At 70.8% G+C, this 15,745-nt stretch carries 16 protein-coding genes; 7 read left to right on the top strand and 9 right to left on the bottom strand.

Features of this window, described 5'->3' with window-relative positions; all coding sequences use genetic code 11:
- Positions 1-4: 4 nt before the first annotated feature.
- Genes OG928_RS39455 through OG928_RS39435 form a run of 5 tightly spaced genes read right to left on the bottom strand, consistent with a single transcriptional unit; the run spans position 5 to position 3,960 of the window.
- Positions 5-1,084, bottom strand: a complete 1,080-nt coding sequence (locus OG928_RS39455) for a D-2-hydroxyacid dehydrogenase (protein ID WP_331766817.1) — start codon at positions 1,082-1,084, stop codon at positions 5-7.
- Entirely contained in the window at positions 1,081-1,923 is an 843-nt protein-coding gene (locus OG928_RS39450; RefSeq protein ID WP_331766816.1) for a thiamine pyrophosphate-dependent enzyme, read from the bottom strand. The genes OG928_RS39455 and OG928_RS39450 overlap by 4 nt, the downstream gene beginning before the upstream one ends.
- On the bottom strand, positions 1,920-3,050 hold the full coding sequence (locus tag OG928_RS39445; protein ID WP_331766815.1) for a thiamine pyrophosphate-binding protein: 1,131 nt from the start codon (positions 3,048-3,050) through the stop codon (positions 1,920-1,922). The genes OG928_RS39450 and OG928_RS39445 overlap by 4 nt, the downstream gene beginning before the upstream one ends.
- The gene (locus OG928_RS39440) at positions 3,047-3,394 is read right to left on the bottom strand and encodes a 4Fe-4S binding protein (RefSeq protein ID WP_331766814.1); all 348 of its coding nucleotides are present in this window, start codon (positions 3,392-3,394) and stop codon (positions 3,047-3,049) included. Before OG928_RS39440 ends, OG928_RS39445 begins: the two co-directional genes overlap by 4 nt.
- Positions 3,391-3,960 carry a 2-oxoacid:acceptor oxidoreductase family protein gene (locus OG928_RS39435; RefSeq protein ID WP_331766813.1) on the bottom strand — a complete coding sequence of 190 codons (570 nt, stop codon included), beginning with the start codon at positions 3,958-3,960 and terminating at the stop codon, positions 3,391-3,393. Before OG928_RS39435 ends, OG928_RS39440 begins: the two co-directional genes overlap by 4 nt.
- A 112-nt stretch (positions 3,961-4,072) precedes the next feature.
- Here OG928_RS39435 and OG928_RS39430 point away from each other — a divergent pair, with 112 nt between their 5' ends.
- Together OG928_RS39430 and OG928_RS39425 are read left to right on the top strand one after the other, a co-directional pair.
- Entirely contained in the window at positions 4,073-4,729 is a 657-nt protein-coding gene (locus OG928_RS39430; protein ID WP_331766812.1) for a TetR/AcrR family transcriptional regulator, read from the top strand.
- Between the two features lie 151 nt (positions 4,730-4,880).
- Positions 4,881-7,571, top strand: coding sequence for an NACHT domain-containing protein (locus OG928_RS39425; RefSeq protein ID WP_331766811.1), 2,691 nt, complete (start codon positions 4,881-4,883; stop codon positions 7,569-7,571).
- A 73-nt stretch (positions 7,572-7,644) separates the two neighbouring features.
- Here the strand turns inward: OG928_RS39425 and OG928_RS39420 are convergent, their stop codons facing one another.
- The gene (locus OG928_RS39420; RefSeq protein WP_331766810.1) at positions 7,645-8,601 is read right to left on the bottom strand and encodes an SDR family NAD(P)-dependent oxidoreductase; all 957 of its coding nucleotides are present in this window, start codon (positions 8,599-8,601) and stop codon (positions 7,645-7,647) included.
- A gap of 53 nt (positions 8,602-8,654) precedes the next feature.
- Between OG928_RS39420 and OG928_RS39415 the strand changes: the two genes are divergently transcribed.
- The gene (locus OG928_RS39415; protein ID WP_331766809.1) at positions 8,655-9,074 is read left to right on the top strand and encodes a MerR family transcriptional regulator; all 420 of its coding nucleotides are present in this window, start codon (positions 8,655-8,657) and stop codon (positions 9,072-9,074) included.
- Between the two features lie 111 nt (positions 9,075-9,185).
- Positions 9,186-10,289: a glycosyltransferase family 4 protein gene (locus OG928_RS39410; RefSeq protein ID WP_331766808.1), complete on the top strand. Its 1,104-nt coding sequence runs from the start codon at positions 9,186-9,188 to the stop codon at positions 10,287-10,289.
- A gap of 172 nt (positions 10,290-10,461) precedes the next feature.
- Here the strand turns inward: OG928_RS39410 and OG928_RS39405 are convergent, their stop codons facing one another.
- The gene (locus OG928_RS39405; protein ID WP_331766807.1) at positions 10,462-10,797 is read right to left on the bottom strand and encodes an Lsr2 family protein; all 336 of its coding nucleotides are present in this window, start codon (positions 10,795-10,797) and stop codon (positions 10,462-10,464) included.
- A 33-nt stretch (positions 10,798-10,830) separates the two neighbouring features.
- Positions 10,831-11,709, bottom strand: a complete 879-nt coding sequence (locus OG928_RS39400; protein WP_331766806.1) for an NAD(P)-binding domain-containing protein — start codon at positions 11,707-11,709, stop codon at positions 10,831-10,833.
- A gap of 49 nt (positions 11,710-11,758) precedes the next feature.
- Between OG928_RS39400 and OG928_RS39395 the strand changes: the two genes are divergently transcribed.
- A complete protein-coding gene (locus OG928_RS39395) occupies positions 11,759-12,166 on the top strand; it encodes a MerR family transcriptional regulator (RefSeq protein WP_331766805.1) in 408 nt (135 codons plus the stop codon).
- A gap of 155 nt (positions 12,167-12,321) precedes the next feature.
- On the opposite strand, the gene OG928_RS39390 is transcribed toward OG928_RS39395, so the two are convergent.
- Entirely contained in the window at positions 12,322-13,815 is a 1,494-nt protein-coding gene (locus OG928_RS39390; RefSeq protein WP_331766804.1) for an MFS transporter, read from the bottom strand.
- A gap of 265 nt (positions 13,816-14,080) precedes the next feature.
- Here OG928_RS39390 and OG928_RS39385 point away from each other — a divergent pair, with 265 nt between their 5' ends.
- On the top strand, positions 14,081-14,452 hold the full coding sequence (locus OG928_RS39385) for a YciI family protein (RefSeq protein WP_331766803.1): 372 nt from the start codon (positions 14,081-14,083) through the stop codon (positions 14,450-14,452).
- Positions 14,449-15,678, top strand: coding sequence for a DUF6596 domain-containing protein (locus tag OG928_RS39380; RefSeq protein ID WP_331766802.1), 1,230 nt, complete (start codon positions 14,449-14,451; stop codon positions 15,676-15,678). The genes OG928_RS39385 and OG928_RS39380 overlap by 4 nt, the downstream gene beginning before the upstream one ends.
- Positions 15,679-15,745 lie beyond the last annotated feature (67 nt).

Raw genomic sequence — 15,745 nt, 5'->3', positions numbered from 1 at the left:
CGGATCAGCAGCCCGCAGCCGGGTCGATCCGATTGTGGAGTTCCTCGCCCGCGAGGTAGCGGGCCAGGTTGTCGCGGAAGAGCCGGAACACGTCGGTGAAGTGTTCGAGGGCAGCGCTGGAGCAGTGCGCGGACAGATAAAGGTTCGGCGCGTCCCACAGCGGATCCTCGGCCGGCAGTGGCTCCACCGAGACGACGTCGAGCGCCGCGCCGCCGAGCCGGCCGGTGCGCAGGGCCGCGATCAGGTCGGGCTCGACCACGAACGAACCGCGGCCGACGTTGCAGTAGAACGCGCCCTCGCGCATCGCGGCGAACGCGGCGGCGTTCATCGTGCCGACCGTGTCCGCCGTCTCCGGGGCCGCCGACACCACCGCGTCGCAGGTCACGAGCATCTCGTGCAGATCGTCGGGGTGGTACAGCCGGTCCACGTGCTCGGTGGGCAGGTCCACCCGGCGACGCGTGGCGTGCACGGTCATCCCGAACGCCTGTGCCCGCCGGGCGATCTGCGAACCGATCCCGCCGACGCCGATCAACCCGAGCGTCCGGCCCTGGACGAGCCCGCCGAACGCGGGCTTCCACAGCCGTTCGCGCTGCGCGGCGTCGAGGTCGCGATGCCGCTTGAAGAACGCGAGCAGCCGGGCGAACACGAACTCCGCGATCGGCGCGCCGTTGACACCCGCGGCGCTGGTCAGCCGGACCCGCTCGGTGGGCAGGCCGGCCGAGAGCAGCTGCCCGTTGCCGGCCGCACAGCTCTGCACCCACCGCAGGTTCGGGGCCAGCGCGCTCACGTCGAAGGGCAGGTCGGCCACGAGCGCGACCTCCACCCGGGCCAGTGCCGCGCGCTGTTCGTCGGTCAACTCCGGTGCCTGTCCCCGCAGTTCCGGATCGGTTTCGGCGCCGGGTCGACCGCGCGCGGTGCGCAGGGCGGCCGACTCGACGTAGCGGCAGTCGACGATCTCGATCCGCGGGTCGAGCGCGCGGACGGCGGCCAGGTCGGCCGCCAGGACGTGCGCCGGGCGGATGTCCCAGCCGGGTGGATAGAGGATGCCCACGACGATGGGGGCCTGATCCGGTGAGCCGGTCACGCGCGATTTCCTTCCGGGCCCGCGCCGCGGGCCACGTCCTTGAGTACGCCGAGTGTGTGCGTCGCCGCGTGCGTGCTCGCGAGATAGTCGGGCGCGGCGGCGGTGTCCACGAACCAGCCGGTCGGGCACATCGTCAGGATCTCGACGAACGAGAAGCCGTCGCCGCGCAGTTGGGTCCGGAACGCGTTCTTGATCATGCGGTTGGTACGGGTGATGTTGACGATGTCGTTGACCGCGCCGCGGGCTACGTACGCCGCGCCGTCGAGTTCGGCGATCAGGTTCGCGAGCCGGATCGGATACCCGTGTTCGGCCGCGTCGCGTCCGCCGAGCGTGTTCTTGGTGCGCTGACCGAGCACGGTCGCCGCCGTCATGTGCCCGCCGGTCTCGCCGAACACGCCGTTGTTGAGCATGAAGCAGGTGACGTTCTCGCCGCGTGCCGCCGTGTGCAGGACCTCCTGGAGGCCCTCGTTGACCATGTCGCCGTCGCCCTGCACGGTGAACACCAGCGTGTCCGGGCGACACCGCTTGGCGCCGGTGGCCAGTGAGGGCGCCCGACCGTGCAGGGCCTGCAGCACCTCGATGTCGAGGTTGTTGGAGTAGGCCGTGTAGCAGCCGATCCCGAACACCGCGATCGCCTTCGCGACCCGGTCCAGCTCCTGGACCTGCTCGACCATCGAGCGCATCGCGATTGGCTCGCCGCACCCCGGGCACAGGTGGTGCGCGCCGACGTCGATCAGGTCGGGGGTGAAGTCGTGCACGAGTCTGGCGCCGCACGTGGGGGCGGTGGCCGTGTTCAGGATGGGAAGTTCGCGCCGCCCCGCGGGGGCGATGCCGGTCATCGGGCTTCCTCCGCCCGGTCCGAGGCCGCGTCGAGCGCCGCTTCGATCCGCCGCCGCATCGCGCCCACCTCCAGGTCCGGCGCGATCCCGAAGCCCGACGAATCCAGGCTCAGCCGCCCGATGAAGCGCACCGGCGCCGCGCCGAGCACGGCCAGGCGTACGTCGTCCACCATCTGTCCTCCGCTGTTCTCGTACACGGCGACCACGCGCGCGCCGGCCGCGGCCGCGCGGACGATGTCGCTCGGGAACGGTACGAGTGTGATCGGGCGGACGTAGCCCACTCGCCGGCCGAGCGCCCGCAGGTCGCGGACGGCTTGCCGGACGTACAGTGCGGGCGTGCCGTACGCGATCACCACCACCTCGGCGTCGTCGAGGAATCCGGTCTCCGCGCGCGGCTCGGTCTCGGCCACCATGCGCTCCATCGCGCCGCCGTGCCGGGTGTAGAACTCGGCCAGGTCGTAGCCGGCGTCGGCGCGGTCGCCCGCGTGTCGCTGCTTGCTGTCGGACAGCGGCGAGATCAGTTTGGCGGCGCCGGTACCGCCCGAGGAGCCGTCGAGGGCCCAGTCCCGGGCGGGCAGCGGGCCGAAGTCGAGCGGCCGTACGTCGACCGACACGTGCGTGTGGGCGAGGTAGTAGTCGCCCATCACCACGACCGGGCTGCGCCAGTACTCGGCCAGGTGGAACGCCCACTGGGTCAGCTCGACCGCCTCGCGCACATCGCACGGCGCGAGCACGAGGTGCCGGTAGTCGCCGTGCCCGCCGCCACGGGTCGCCTGGTAGTAGTCGCCCTGCGCCCGCGCCATGTTCAGCACCACGAGCGGAAGTCGCGCGTACACGATCTCGGCCAGCGACTCCTGCATGAGCGAGAGCCCCTGCCCGGTCGACCCGGTGGCGGCCGGCGTGCCGGTCGCCGCGGCGCCCCACGCCATGCCGACGGCCTCCAACTCGCTCTCGGCGTTGACGCATACGCCGCCGGCCTCGGGGAGCCGGGCCGCCATGTGTTCGAGGACCTCGGTGAACGGCGTCATCGGGTAGCCGGCGAAGAATCGGCATCCGGCCGCGATCATCGCCTCGGCGATCGCGGCGGATCCGGGCAGTACGGGGGCGCGGGTTCCGGTCGCGCTCATGCGGTGGTCCCTCCGGTTCCGGTCTCGTCGCGTGGTTCGGCGTAGCGGTAGACCTGGAAGACGAAGTCCGGGCAGATCGCCGAACACGCCTTGCACGCGATGCAGCCCGGGAGCAGCTGCGGATAGCGGTAGCCGCGGTCGTTGACCTCGTCGACGGTCATGCGCAGCACGTCGACGGGGCACGCGTCGATGCACAGGTCGCAGCCCTTGCACGCGTCGACGTCGATGACGAGGGTGCCCTTGCTCAGGACCGGCTCGGTCGGGGAGGGCGTCCCGTGGGGTGGGCGGGGGGACGGGCGGGGGGTCGGGCGCGGGTTTGGGCGCGGGTTCGTGTGCGGGGTCATGTGCGCACCGGCCAGGCCGACAGTGCCGGGCCCGCGTGCGCGTGTCCGGTGCGGAGCGCGGTGCGGATGCCCTCGGCGTGTTGCCTGCGGTAGGGCGGCAGCACGTCGGGGGCCACCTCCAGGAGGGCGTCCAGGGTGACGATCGCGGTGGCCGCCGCGTACGCGCCGAGCGCGATCATCGTCACGGCGGCCGGGTTGCCGGCGCTCGCGGCCAACTCCGAGGCGGGGACGGGTACGAGACGGCCGACGGTGGGGCCGGCGGCCGGATCGCACAGGCTGGTGTTGATGACGAGTAGGCCGTCGTCGTACAGGCGCGAGTACACCCCGGCCGCGTGCGCCGGGTGCAGCACGAGCGCCGACCACGCCGCGCCGATCGTGGGCGGGCTCTCCACGGGCGCGTCGCCCAGGACGAGGGTGGTGTCCGAGTTGCCGCCGCGCATCATGCCGCCGTACGACCCGAAGTACATCGCGTGCCGCCCTTCGGCCACCGCGGCGGCGGCCAGCAGCGCGGTCGCCAGCTGGATGCCCTGACCGCCGATGCCGGTCAGCAGAACCTCACGCTGCATGTCGCACCCCTTCGCAGAACACCGACTACATGTGCCAGAACACTGTTCTGGATAGTAGGATGCGGCGTTCCGACAAACAAGAGTGTCAAGGATCGAAGTGGAGGGATCGCCGATGGACGGGATCGAACCGGCGGCCACCGCGGCCACCGCGGGCGCCGCGAACTCCGAGGGCCTGGTGGGCGACGCGGTCCGCCGACCGCTCGAAGCGCGGTGGGCGGTCTACGAGCAGGAGGTTCGGCGACTCGTCGACGCGACCTACCGGGTCGTCGAGCGGACCGGCAGCCTCGATCCCACCATGCGCGACATCCTGCGTGAGTCCGGCCTGTCGAACCAGGCGTTCTACCGGCACTTCCGTTCCAAGGACGAGCTGCTCGTCGCGCTGCTCGACGACGGCCGGCGACGGATGGCCGAGTACCTCGAACACCGGATGTCCGCCGCGACCGACGTCCCGGGCAAGGTCGCCGCGTGGATCGAGGGCGTGCTCGCACAGGCCGGCGATCCGGTCGCGGCGGCCCGGACCCGCCCCTTCGTCGCGCACCAGGACCGGCTGGCCGAACTGTTCCCCACCGAGCAGCGCAACTCGGTCGAGGCCATGGTCCGACCGCTCCGCGAGGCCCTGGCCACGACGGACGCCGACGCCCTCGCGGTGTACCGGCTCACCCTCGCGACGCTGCACGACCACCTGCGCGCGGGCACCGCCGTGGACGCCGAGGACACCGCCCACACCGTGCGGTTCGCGCTCGCGGGACTGGGGTTGGCGCGCGACTGACGCGGCGGGTGGCAACGGCGGGTGGCACGGCGCCGCGAGCGGGTGGACGACCGAGGACCAACTACCGACAAACGCCGACGGGCCGGGGCCCGCGCCCCTAACCTCTTCCCTGCTTGTGGCGGCGATGCTCGGTCGGCGGGGGAACGTTGTGGTGGATCCGGTCTTGGTGGCGGTACGGGTGCTCGCGCCCGCGGTGACCGGCGGGGGCCGGCAGTTGTACCGGCGGCTGCGGATCGCGCGGGGAGCGTGGGACGCCAAGGCCTGGGACAGGGCGGTACGCAATCTTGCCGCCGACTGCGAGGCGCTGCGGCGCAGCGAGTTCGGGTGGATCGACGATCGCCGCTGGATGCGGGCGACCGAGGCCGCCGCCGAGGCGCTGACCGCCACGGGCTGCCTGGACGCGCGGGTGACGTTGCGTCAGGCGATGGATCCGGGGCGGCTCGCCGCGCACGTGTTGGCGCTGGACGAGCGACGCCCCGATCGGGCCGACGTGCGTGATGTGCCGGGCGCGTACGAGCGGATCGTGGAACTGGCGTGTGCCGAACTGGTGGCCTGCGTGCGGCGCAGCCCGGAGTTCCCCTCGGCGGTCGCCGTCGAGCAGCTGGGCCGGCTGGAGCGGATCGAGCAGTTCGTGACCCCGCCCTCGGACGCGGATCTGCTCGACTTCGAGCAGCGCTACTGCGCCGGCGTCGCGCGGACCCTGGATCGGATGGAGTTGTTCGGGGTCACGCTCAAGGACCCCGACTTCCGGTATCCGATGAGCACCGCGTACGTGAGCCTCGCCGCCGACGAACCCGGTTCGACGGGAACGCTCGGAACCCGGATCGAGGACGTGCTCGCCGGGCGGCGGCGTGTGCTCGTCCGCGGCGAGGCCGGGTCGGGCAAGACCACGCTGCTGCATCGTTTGGCGGTTTGGGCCGCGCGGGACGGTTTCCCCACCCGGCTGTCGGACCGCGAGGGTGTCGTTCCGTTCTTTTTGCCGCTGCGGCACTTCTCGTTCGCGGCCGCGGATCCGGGCGCGCTGCCGGCGCCCGAGAACTTCCTGGACCACACGGGTTCCATGCTGCGGGCAGAGCTGCCGCCGGGATGGGTGCGCGACCTCCTGCGCACGGGCCGGGCCATGGTGCTCATCGACGGCGTGGACGAGATCCCGGACGCCCAGCGCACTCGGCTGACCGACTGGATCACGGAGTTGTGCGCGCAGTATCCAAGGGCCTGGATCGTGGCGACCTCACGGCCTACTGCGATCTCCAGCCAATGGCTCGCGACGGAGGGGTTCGTGTCCGTGCGGCTGCTACCGATGGAGATCGTTGACCAACGCGCTTTCGTCGAGCACTGGTACGGCGCGGTCCGCGCGGATCCCAGGGAGGGCCAACCCTCGCACGACGCGTACAAGGCGGACCTGTTGGGCAAGCTCCTGACCTACCGCCACCTGCGCCGCCTGGCAGCGAACCCATTGTTGTGCGCGCTGATCTGTACGCTGCATCGCGAACGCCGGATGGAGGTCCCCGCCGACCGGATCAAGCTGTACCAGGCTGCGCTGGAGATGTTACTGGCCCGCCGCGACCAGGATCGTGGCGTGTTCACGCCGGTGGCTGCCGCGCTCGGCGATCGGGCGCAAGAGGCGATCACGCAACAGTTCGCTTGCTGGATGGTGCGCAACGGCCATTCGGAGGTCCCGCGCCGGACGGCGGAGGAGCAGATCGGCCGCTACCTTGCCCGGACCTCCAGACCTGTTCTCGCGCCCGCAGAGGCCTTGGACTACCTCCTGGTCCGTTCCGGCGTGTTACGCGAACCGAGCCCGGGGTACGTGGATTTCGTGCACCGCACGTTCCAGGAATTCTTCGCCGCCCGACAGCTCCTGGAGGACGGCGACCTGGGTCTGTTGGTCGAGAACGCCGATGCGGACGACCGGTGGCGCGAGGTTTTCACGATGGCTGTCGGCCTGGCACGCGAGCGCGAGCGCGACCGACTGATCGACGAGTTGCTCTGTCGAGCATGGAGTAATCCCCGTAAACGGGACAATCTGTTGTTGCTCGCCGCCGACGCAGTGGACAACTCGCCGACCTTGGATCCTAAGTTACGGGCCTCGGTGATGTGGGGTTCGGCCTCGCTGTTGCCTCCGGCCACGGTCGAACAGGCCCGGCAGTTGGCTACGTTGGGCGAGGTGGTGCTCGATGCGCTGTCAGTGCCCAAGCTGCCGATCCACGCGCCCACCATCGAGCTGGCGGCGGCGGTCGGCGGTGACATGGCGCTCGAACATCTGGCCGGGTTCGCCGAGTTGACCAAGGACGCCTTCATATGGGACGCCGACGACCTGATACGGCTCCTGCTCGGGGCCGCCCGTAGCTTCCCCTTTCCCGCCTACGGCGAGCGGGTCCTGTCCCGGTGCCACGTACCGGAGGGGATGAGCGTCGGGATCTCGTCGATGTTCGATATCGAGCAGTACAGCTACCTGAATCCCGTGCCGTCCGAGGTGGTGTTGCATACCGCGGACTGGGCGACCGGACCGCCGGCGGACTTCGTGTCGTCGCTGCGGCGGCTGGTGGTCGAGCATGTCGTGCAGCGGGAACCGGCGTTCGACTTCGACCTCTCCCACGCTTGCCCGCGCCTGGAGGAACTGGAGATCCGCCTCGCGGTCCCGTCCGGCGCCTGGGCCGAGCGGCTGGCGCGGGTCGCCGGCGCGCGAGACGTCGCCGGGCTGCGCGGGATGCTCGCCGAGACCGGACTGACGCTGCCCTGGGGGCGGGGTCGAACCCTGCGGGTCAGCCTGACGCCGACCGAACACAACCGGCGCACTCGGCTGTACCTCTTCGACTGGCCGGTGGACGCGGACGAGTGACCGGGGGCCGGGCGGCCCGAACGCCCCGGCCCGAACGCCCGGCGCGGGGGTTCGGCTACGCGATCGAGGCCCCCTACCCGAAGGCGTTCAGGCCGGTGAGTTCGGCCGACAGGTCCCACAGGCGCGATGCCGCGTCGGGATCGCCGGCCCAGGGCTTGACGCCGCCGACGAGCATGTCGTCGCCGGTCGCGGGTTCGGCGATGTCGCAGTCCTGGCAGTACGCCCCGCCGTGCGCGTCCAACAGCGGCGAGGTCGCCGCCCACACGGCCGTCGCGGCGCCCTGCGCCGGGGTCTTGAATCCGGCGGCCGGCTCACCCTCCGGCGTGATCCAGCCCTGCGCGATCTGCTCGGCGCGGGGGATGTGCCGTTGCAACGGGGTGAGGATGCTGCCCGGGTGCACGGCGAAGGCGTGCAGCCCACTGCCCGCGCCGAGGGTGTCGAGGTGCGTGGCGAAGAGGGCGTTCGCGGTCTTGGACTGCGCGTAGGCGAGCCAACGGTCGTAGCCGGTGCGGAACTGGAGGTCGTCCCATCGGATGTCGGACAGGAAGTGCCCGGACGAGGCCACCGACACCACCCGCGACCGACCGGGCCTCAACGCCGGGCGCAGGCGGTTGACGAGCGCGAAGTGGCCGAGGTGGTTGGTCGCGAAGTGCGCCTCCCAGCCCGGGCCGACGCGGGTCTCCGGGCAGGCCATGATCCCCGCGCCGTTGATGATCAGGTCGAGGGCGCGGCCGGTGTCCAGGAAGCGCTCGGCGAAGGTTCGAACGCCGGCCAGGTCCGCCAGATCGAGTTCGTGCACCTCCGCCCCGGGCAGACCGCGCAGGGCCGCCTCGGCGGTGCCGGGCCTGCGGGCGGGGACGACGACGCGCGCTCCCGCCCGGGTGAGGGCGCGCGTGATCTCCAGCCCGAGCCCGGAGTAGCCGCCGGTGACCAGGGCGGTCGTGGCGGATACGTCCACCCCCGCGAGAACGTCGTCGGCGGTGCTTCGCGCACCGAATCCGGTACCGATCCTGTGTTGCTTCGTCGTCATGTCCTCGACGTTAGAAGCTAGAGTGCGGTCTAGGTCAAGGTAGTGTCGACGCCATGACAAAGGGCGCGGGTGGTCTGTCCATCGGGGACGTCGCCGAGGCGACCGGGCTCAGCGTGCACGCGCTGCGGTTCTTCGAGCGCGAGGGCGTCTTCCTGCGTCCGATCCCCCGCTCCGCCGGCGGACAGCGGGTGTACGAACCCACGGACGTGGACTGGCTTTTGTTGTGCAACCGACTCCGCGACTCGGGCATGCCGATCGCCACGCTGAAGACCTTCGCCGAGCTGGTCCGGTCGGGCCCGGGCAACGAACCGGAGCGCCTGGCACTCCTCCAGGAACACGAACGCCTCGTGCAGGCGCGGATCGCCGACCTGAACGCGAGCCTGGCGGTCATCCACGCCAAGGTCGTCGCCTACGCGAACCACGTCGCCGCCGGCACCGCCACGGGCGTCTGGTCACCGACACCGTCCCGCTGATCTCGACGCGTTCACAACCCGGGCCGAATGCCGGGCATGTGGGTATATAAGGGCCGGCATGCTGGGCGTCGACATCTCCCGTCGCCACGAGGAAGACCCCGGAGGCCAGCCGTGAACGCGGCCACAAGCCCATACGTCGCCACCGCCCTCGACCTGCCCGCGGGCAGCCCCGGAGGCAGCGTCGAACTCTTCCTCGACCTCTACACCGGCCCCCGCCCCCGCATCCCCGCCCAGGCGTTCATACTCGCCCCGGACGGTCCGGTGCCGCACACCCCGAAAGGGCTGGAGTTGTTGCGCGTCGGGGGCAAGTGCTCGTCAGGGACCCGTTTCGGCCACTACGTCACCGCCCTGCAACGTGCCCTCGCGGTCGCGATCGACACCTCCCGCATCGACGTCCTGCATCTGCAACACCTCACCTTCGGCGCGACCCCCGCCCTGATCCGCGCCCTGCCCCGGCACCCGCGCATCGCCCTGGTCCACGGCACCGACCTGCTGCTGGCCCAGGGACAGCGCACCCAGATGCGCGTCCTGCGCGAAACCGTCCGCGCCGCGCACGCCATCGTCGTGCCCAGCGGAGCGATGGCCGACCACGTGCGCGAACTCGCCCCCACCGTGGACCGCGGCAAGATCGTCCACATCCCCTGGGGCATCCCCGACCGGCTCATCGCGGATCCGCCACCCAGGCCGACCCGGGTTCCCACCGACCGGCTCCGCCTGCTCTACGCCGGCCGCCTCGGTGTCGAGAAGGGCGTCGAACCCCTCGTCCGCGCACTCGCCATCGCCGAGGGCGTGCAATTGAGCGTGGCCGCCCCACGGATCCCGTACGAGCGACTGGCCCGGACGCTCGACCGCGTCGACGTCCGCTACCTCGGCTGGCTCCCGCGCCCCCAACTGTGGCAGGCGTTCGCCGACCACGACGCACTCGTCGTCCCCTCGACGACGCTCGAGGCGATGGGGCTCGTCGCCCTGGAAGCCCAGGCGTGCGGCCTGCCCGTCCTGTACCAACCGGTCCCCGGCCTCACCGAAACCCTCGGGGACACCGCCCTGGCCACCGACTTCACCGACGCCGCCCGCCTCGCCCGCGAACTCACCCGCCTCCGCACCGACACCGATCTGCTGCCCACACTCGGAGCGGCCGGCCCACGCAACGCCGCCCGGTACCCCTTGAGCGCCACCGGTATCGCCCTCACCACCCTCGCCCACCGCCTCGGCTGACCCACCGTCGGCCAGGGCCATGAGCCGACACGACTTCCCGGACGCGTCGGCCGAAGTCACCAGGCGCACCGCCTTCGTCTCCGGGTGGAGCCACGAGCCGGACTCGCCGCGATGCGCCTGAAGCAGCCGGAGCCTGAAGCGGCCGGAGCCTGGAGCGGCTCCGGCTCGTCGTTCAGTGAGCGGCTTGATACTTCGCCACGAGGTCACCGGGAACCCGGCCTCGGGCATTGACCTCGAGCCCCTGGGCCTTGGCCCACTCCCGGACCTTCACCGGGTCCGGCCCCTGGCCGGCCGACGCGCGAACCGCCTTGCCGCGGCGGGAAGCGGTGCCGGTCTTGCGAGCGGCGCCGAAGTAGGGCGCGAGCTCGTCCAGGAGTTGCTGGTAGCTGTCCTCACTGAGGTCGATCTCGTAGGGGACGCCATCCAATGCAAAGGTGTGGGTCGTGATGTCTTCACCCTCGTTGCCGGTGATGTCATCCGTGAAGAGCGTGACGACGCGCTGAGCCATTGCTGAGAATCCTCTTCTTGGGAAGAGGAAATCCTAACGGGGTTTGCCGAACTCTTCGATCAGCACGGGATACTGCTCCCCACCGTGTCCGGCGGCGATCGAGCGGTCGGCCATCGCCTTGATCAACTTGGGCAGTTCGGCGTTGACACCCACCGCCTCGCTCTCCTCGATCAGGTGTGCCATCGCCCGCGCGTCGGTCTCCAGGGCCGACACCTCGGCCGGGAAGGAGCCGCTGTCGATCTGCTCGGCATACCCGGGCAGCCATTCGGCCACACCGGCAGCGATCTGCTGCGCGAACGGCGCATACGTCGCGGCGTCGACGCCGGCCGTCCTGAGCAGGGCGGTGCCCTGGAGCCAGGCGTTCAGGACGCTCCACATCATGGCCAGGCCGGCCATGTCGTACAGGGAGGCCAGCCCATGGTCCGCACCAAGGTGGGTGACGGTACCGAGCGCGTCGAGTGTCGACTTGTGCGCCTCGAAGTCCGACTGGGGCCCGCTGTGCAGAATCACCGCCTCGGCGGTCCCGATCCCCGACGGGATGGCCATGATGGCGCCGTCCAGGTAACGGGCGCCGCGCTGCTCGGCCCATAGGGCGGCTTCCCGGGCCTGGGCCGAGTCGCCGGAGGTGAGGTTGATCAACATCTTGCCGTCCAACTCGCCCTCGCTCGCGCCGAGCAGGTCGCGCATGGCCTGGTAGTCGGTGACGCAGATGATCGTCAGGGAACCCGCCTTGAGTGCGTCGCCGACCGTTGGCGCCGCCAGTGCACCCTCGGCCACCAACTGGTCGGCCTTGGAGGCCGTACGGTTCCACACGGTTGTGGGATGCCCGGCCTTGAGGAACGCGCCGGCGAGTGCCTGGCCCATCAGTCCGAGTCCGATGACTGTCACTGGTGTTTCGGTCTTGTTGTTCATGACAGCATCGTCAACGTTGATACCGGTGTGAAGGTCAAGTGAGGTTTCGATGCGGATCGGGGAACTGAGTCGCCGGGCGGGCGTCAACGCCCATCAGTTGCGCTATTACGAGGCCCAGGGCCTGCTGGAGGCAGACCGCGGCGCGAACGGTTACCGCGAGTACGACGAGAACGCCGTGCTGCGGGTGAAGCAGATCCGGCACCTGCTCGGTGCCGGTCTGTCCTCCGAGGACATCGCGTACCTGCTGCCCTGTGCGGTCGGCGAGGCCCCGGAGCTGCCCGGGTGTCCCGAGTTGCTGGCCGCGATGCGGTCACGGCTGCGGCGACTGAACGATCAGATGACCAGGATCGCTCAATCCCGCGACGCTCTTGCCGACTACATCGATGCGGCCGAGCGAACGGGCGGCGAGAGCTATCCACCCTTCGACGACGCCGACCTGGAGCCCGTCCCCGCCTGAGCAGCCGGGGCCCGGCCACGACCCGAGCAGACCCGACGGGACGGCGGCAACGCCGTCCCGGGCAGCGGCACGCGTGCTCGCCGGCGCAATGGGCCGCCCGTGGCCGAGCGCCCATGACCCGCAACGCAACCGCGACGTCGGCCCTGGCAGAGGCTTTATGAGCCGGCTGCTTCGTAGTCGGGGAGGGTGGCCGGGGTGGGCCGGGTTGTCGGGCGCATGGTGAGGATCAGTGCGGCCAGCCCGGCGAAGATGATCGTGGCGATGATGCCGGTGACGTGCAGGCAGGTGGTGAACGACTCCCGCGCGTTGTGCAGGAGTTCGGCGCCCTGGTCGGCGGGGAGGTCCCGGCTGGTGGCGACCGCGCCGGCGAGCGAGTCGGAGGTGCCGTGCATCCGGTCGCGGTAGACCACCGCGGCCACCACACCGATCAGCGCGAAGCCGAGCGAACCGCCGAAGTAGTTGCCGGTTTCCGAGATCGACGCCGCCGAGCCGGCGCGCTCCGGCGGTACGGACCCGACGACCAGCCCGGTGCCCAGCGCGAACAGCGGGCCGGTGCCCAGGGCCAGTACGGTGATGCCGATCATCACCAGCGGCAGGGCGTGCGTACTGCCGACGCCGACCAGCACAAGGCTGCCCAGCGCCGACACCACCAGCCCGCCGGCGATCGCGGTCGTCTGCTTCATCCGCCGGGCCAGTGCCGGCGCGGCCATGGTGCCGACCGCCACGCCCAGGCCCATGGGTGCGAACAGCATCGCCGACGTGGCCGGCGAGTAGCCCAGCACGCTCTGCAGGTATTGGGTGACCAGCAGGCCCGTACCGGCCATGGCGATGCCGGCGAAGACCAGCGCGACGAGTACGGCCGTGAGCGGGCGGTTGCGCAACAGCCGCAGGTCCAGCAGCGGCGTCTCCTGCCGCAACTGCCTGCGTACGAACAGCACTCCGACGGCCGCACCGACGACGAGGGCCACCGCGGGCACGATCGGCGCTTCCTCGACGGTCAGCTGCTTGACGCCGTAGACCATCAACAGCACCGAGACGAGCGACAGGCCGACGCCGGCCGGGTCCGGCCGGCCGGCCCGATCGCTGCGGAACTCCGGCAGCAGGACCGGCCCGGCGAGCAGCAGCAACGCCATCGCCGGCACCGCGACCAGGAACACCGACCCCCACCAGAAGTGCTGGAGCAGGAACCCGGCGAGCACGGGGCCGAGCGCGCCGCCGGTGAACTGGCAGGTCGCCCAGATCGCGACGGCCTGCCCGCGCTGCCGTTCGTCGTCGAACATGTTGATGATCAAGGCAAGCGTGGACGGCGCCAGGGTCGCGCCGGCCGCGCCCAGCAGCGCACGCGCGACGATCAGCGTCAGTGGGTCGACCGCGAACGCGGCCACCACCGACAGCACCGCGAACGCCGCTCCGCCGATCATCAGCAGCCGTCGGCGGCCGATGCGGTCGCCGAGCGCACCCATGGTGATGACCAGCCCGGCCACCATGAGTCCGTAGCTGTCACTGATCCACAACTGCTCGACGTTGCTTGCCCCCAGATCGGCGCTCAGCCGCGGCAGCGCGAGGAGCAATGCCGTCATGTCCATCGCGACCAGCAGGGTCGGCACCATCAGGACGGCCAGTCCCAGCCACGCCCGGTTGACTCGCATATCCGAACTCTCCGTTCTCTCGACGTTTCGCCGGTTGGTCGGAGCGGCCGAGAGCTCCTTGACATCGGCACGGGCGGAAGAGTTCTCCCGCCTGCCGCGGGCCGCGGTGGGTCGTCACCCGAAACGACGACCTCGCGGTCCGGGCCATGCGATGGCGAAAAAACGCATGCGAATCTTCGGGCGGAGGATGTCAAGACGACGGCGGCGGCTCCGACCAACCTCTCGAAGGGCCCGGTCGGGGCTCGCCAACCACGAGGAGTACGAGATGCAGTTCCTGATCAGCATGCATGTCAACCCGGCGGTGCTGGACGCGCTGACCGACGAGGAGAAGGCGGCGATCGGCGACGGTCATGGCAGGTTCATCGCGGCGCTGAAGGAGTCCGGCGAGCTTCTGACCACGCAGGCGCTGGTCGACCCGTCACAGGCCGTTGTGGTGTCCGTACGCAACGGCCGGCCGGTGGTGACCGACGGCCCCTTCCTGGAGTCCAAGGAGTACCTGGGCGGCTTCTACCTGATCGACTGCGAGAACAAGGAGCGGGCGATCGAACTGGCGGCGCAGATCCCGGACACCGCGATCGAGGGTCTGGGGATCGAGGTGCGGCAGGTGATGTTCGCTGACGGACAATTGGAGGCGTGACAGCACCGGGCATCGAGGATCTGCCGCACATCGAGGACCTGCTGCGTGAACTCACGCCGCAGGTCCTCGGTGCGCTGGTACGCCGGCACGGCCAATTCGAAGGATGTGAGGACGCCGTACAGGAGGCCGTCCTCGCCGCCACTGTGCAGTGGCCGGCCGAGGGGGTGCCGAACAGTCCGCGCGGCTGGTTGGTGACCGTCGCGTCCCGGCGGCTCATCGACCAGGTGCGCAGTGACCACGCGCGCCGCGAGCGGGAGTCGGCGACGGCCGGCGAGGTGGTGCCCGAGCACGTGCCGGACACCGACGACACGCTCGTCCTGCTGTTCCTGTGCTGCCATCCGACGCTGACCGCGGCCTCCCAGACCGCCCTGACGCTGCGGGCGGTCGGCGGCCTGACCACTGCCGAGATCGCCCGCGCGTTCCTGGTGCCGGAGGCCACGATGGCGGTCAGGATCAGCCGGGCCAAGCAGCGCATCAAGGCCGCCGGCAGCTCGTTCGACATGCCGAGTGGCGCGGAGCGCGAGGAGCGGCTACGCGTCGTCCTGCACGTGCTCTACCTGATCTTCAACGAGGGCTACACCGCCTCCTCGGGCGGCGAGCTGCACCGCGTCGATCTCGCGCGTGAGGCGATCCGGCTGGTCAGGATGGTGCACGCGCAGCTGCCCGAGGACGCCGAGGTGACCGGGCTGCTGGCGTTGATGCTGCTGACCCACGCCCGCCGGGACGCACGTACGACAGCGGCCGGCGATCTGGTGCCCCTGGACGAGCAGGACCGTGCGGAGTGGGACCGCGGGCTGGTCGACGAGGGCATCGAACTGGTCAAGGCATCGCTGGCGGGCCCGTCGCTGGGGCCGTACCAGCTCCAGGCCGCCATCGCCGCCACACACGCCGACGCGGCCGAGGTCGAGGAGACCAACTGGCCGCAGGTGCACGCCCTTTACCTGATCCTGGAACGGATCGCACCGAACCCGATGGTGACCCTCAACCGGGCGATCGCGCTCGCCGAGACCGAGGGCGCGCAGGCCGGGCTGGCCCTGCTGGCCACATTGGACAGTGACGAGCGGATGGTCGGGCACCACCGGCTGCTGTCCGTACGGGCGCATCTGCTGGAGAAGACCGGCGACACGGCGCAGGCGTACGAGCACTACCGTCGCGCCGCGAAGGCCACCGCGAGCATGGCCGAGCAACGCTACCTCGAGTCCCGGGCCGGCCGGCTGAGGGCATAGGTTCCGCCCCGGTCCCGCCTCTGCCGGCTGGGTCCTCACCGGGACCGACATCGACGAGATTGGTGAC

The sequence above is a fragment of the Embleya sp. NBC_00896 genome, assembly GCF_045207785.1.
Taxonomy (GTDB): domain Bacteria; phylum Actinomycetota; class Actinomycetes; order Streptomycetales; family Streptomycetaceae; genus Embleya.
The sequence above is the reverse complement of the archived record's forward strand: the minus strand, read 5'-3'. Positions and strand labels throughout refer to the sequence as shown.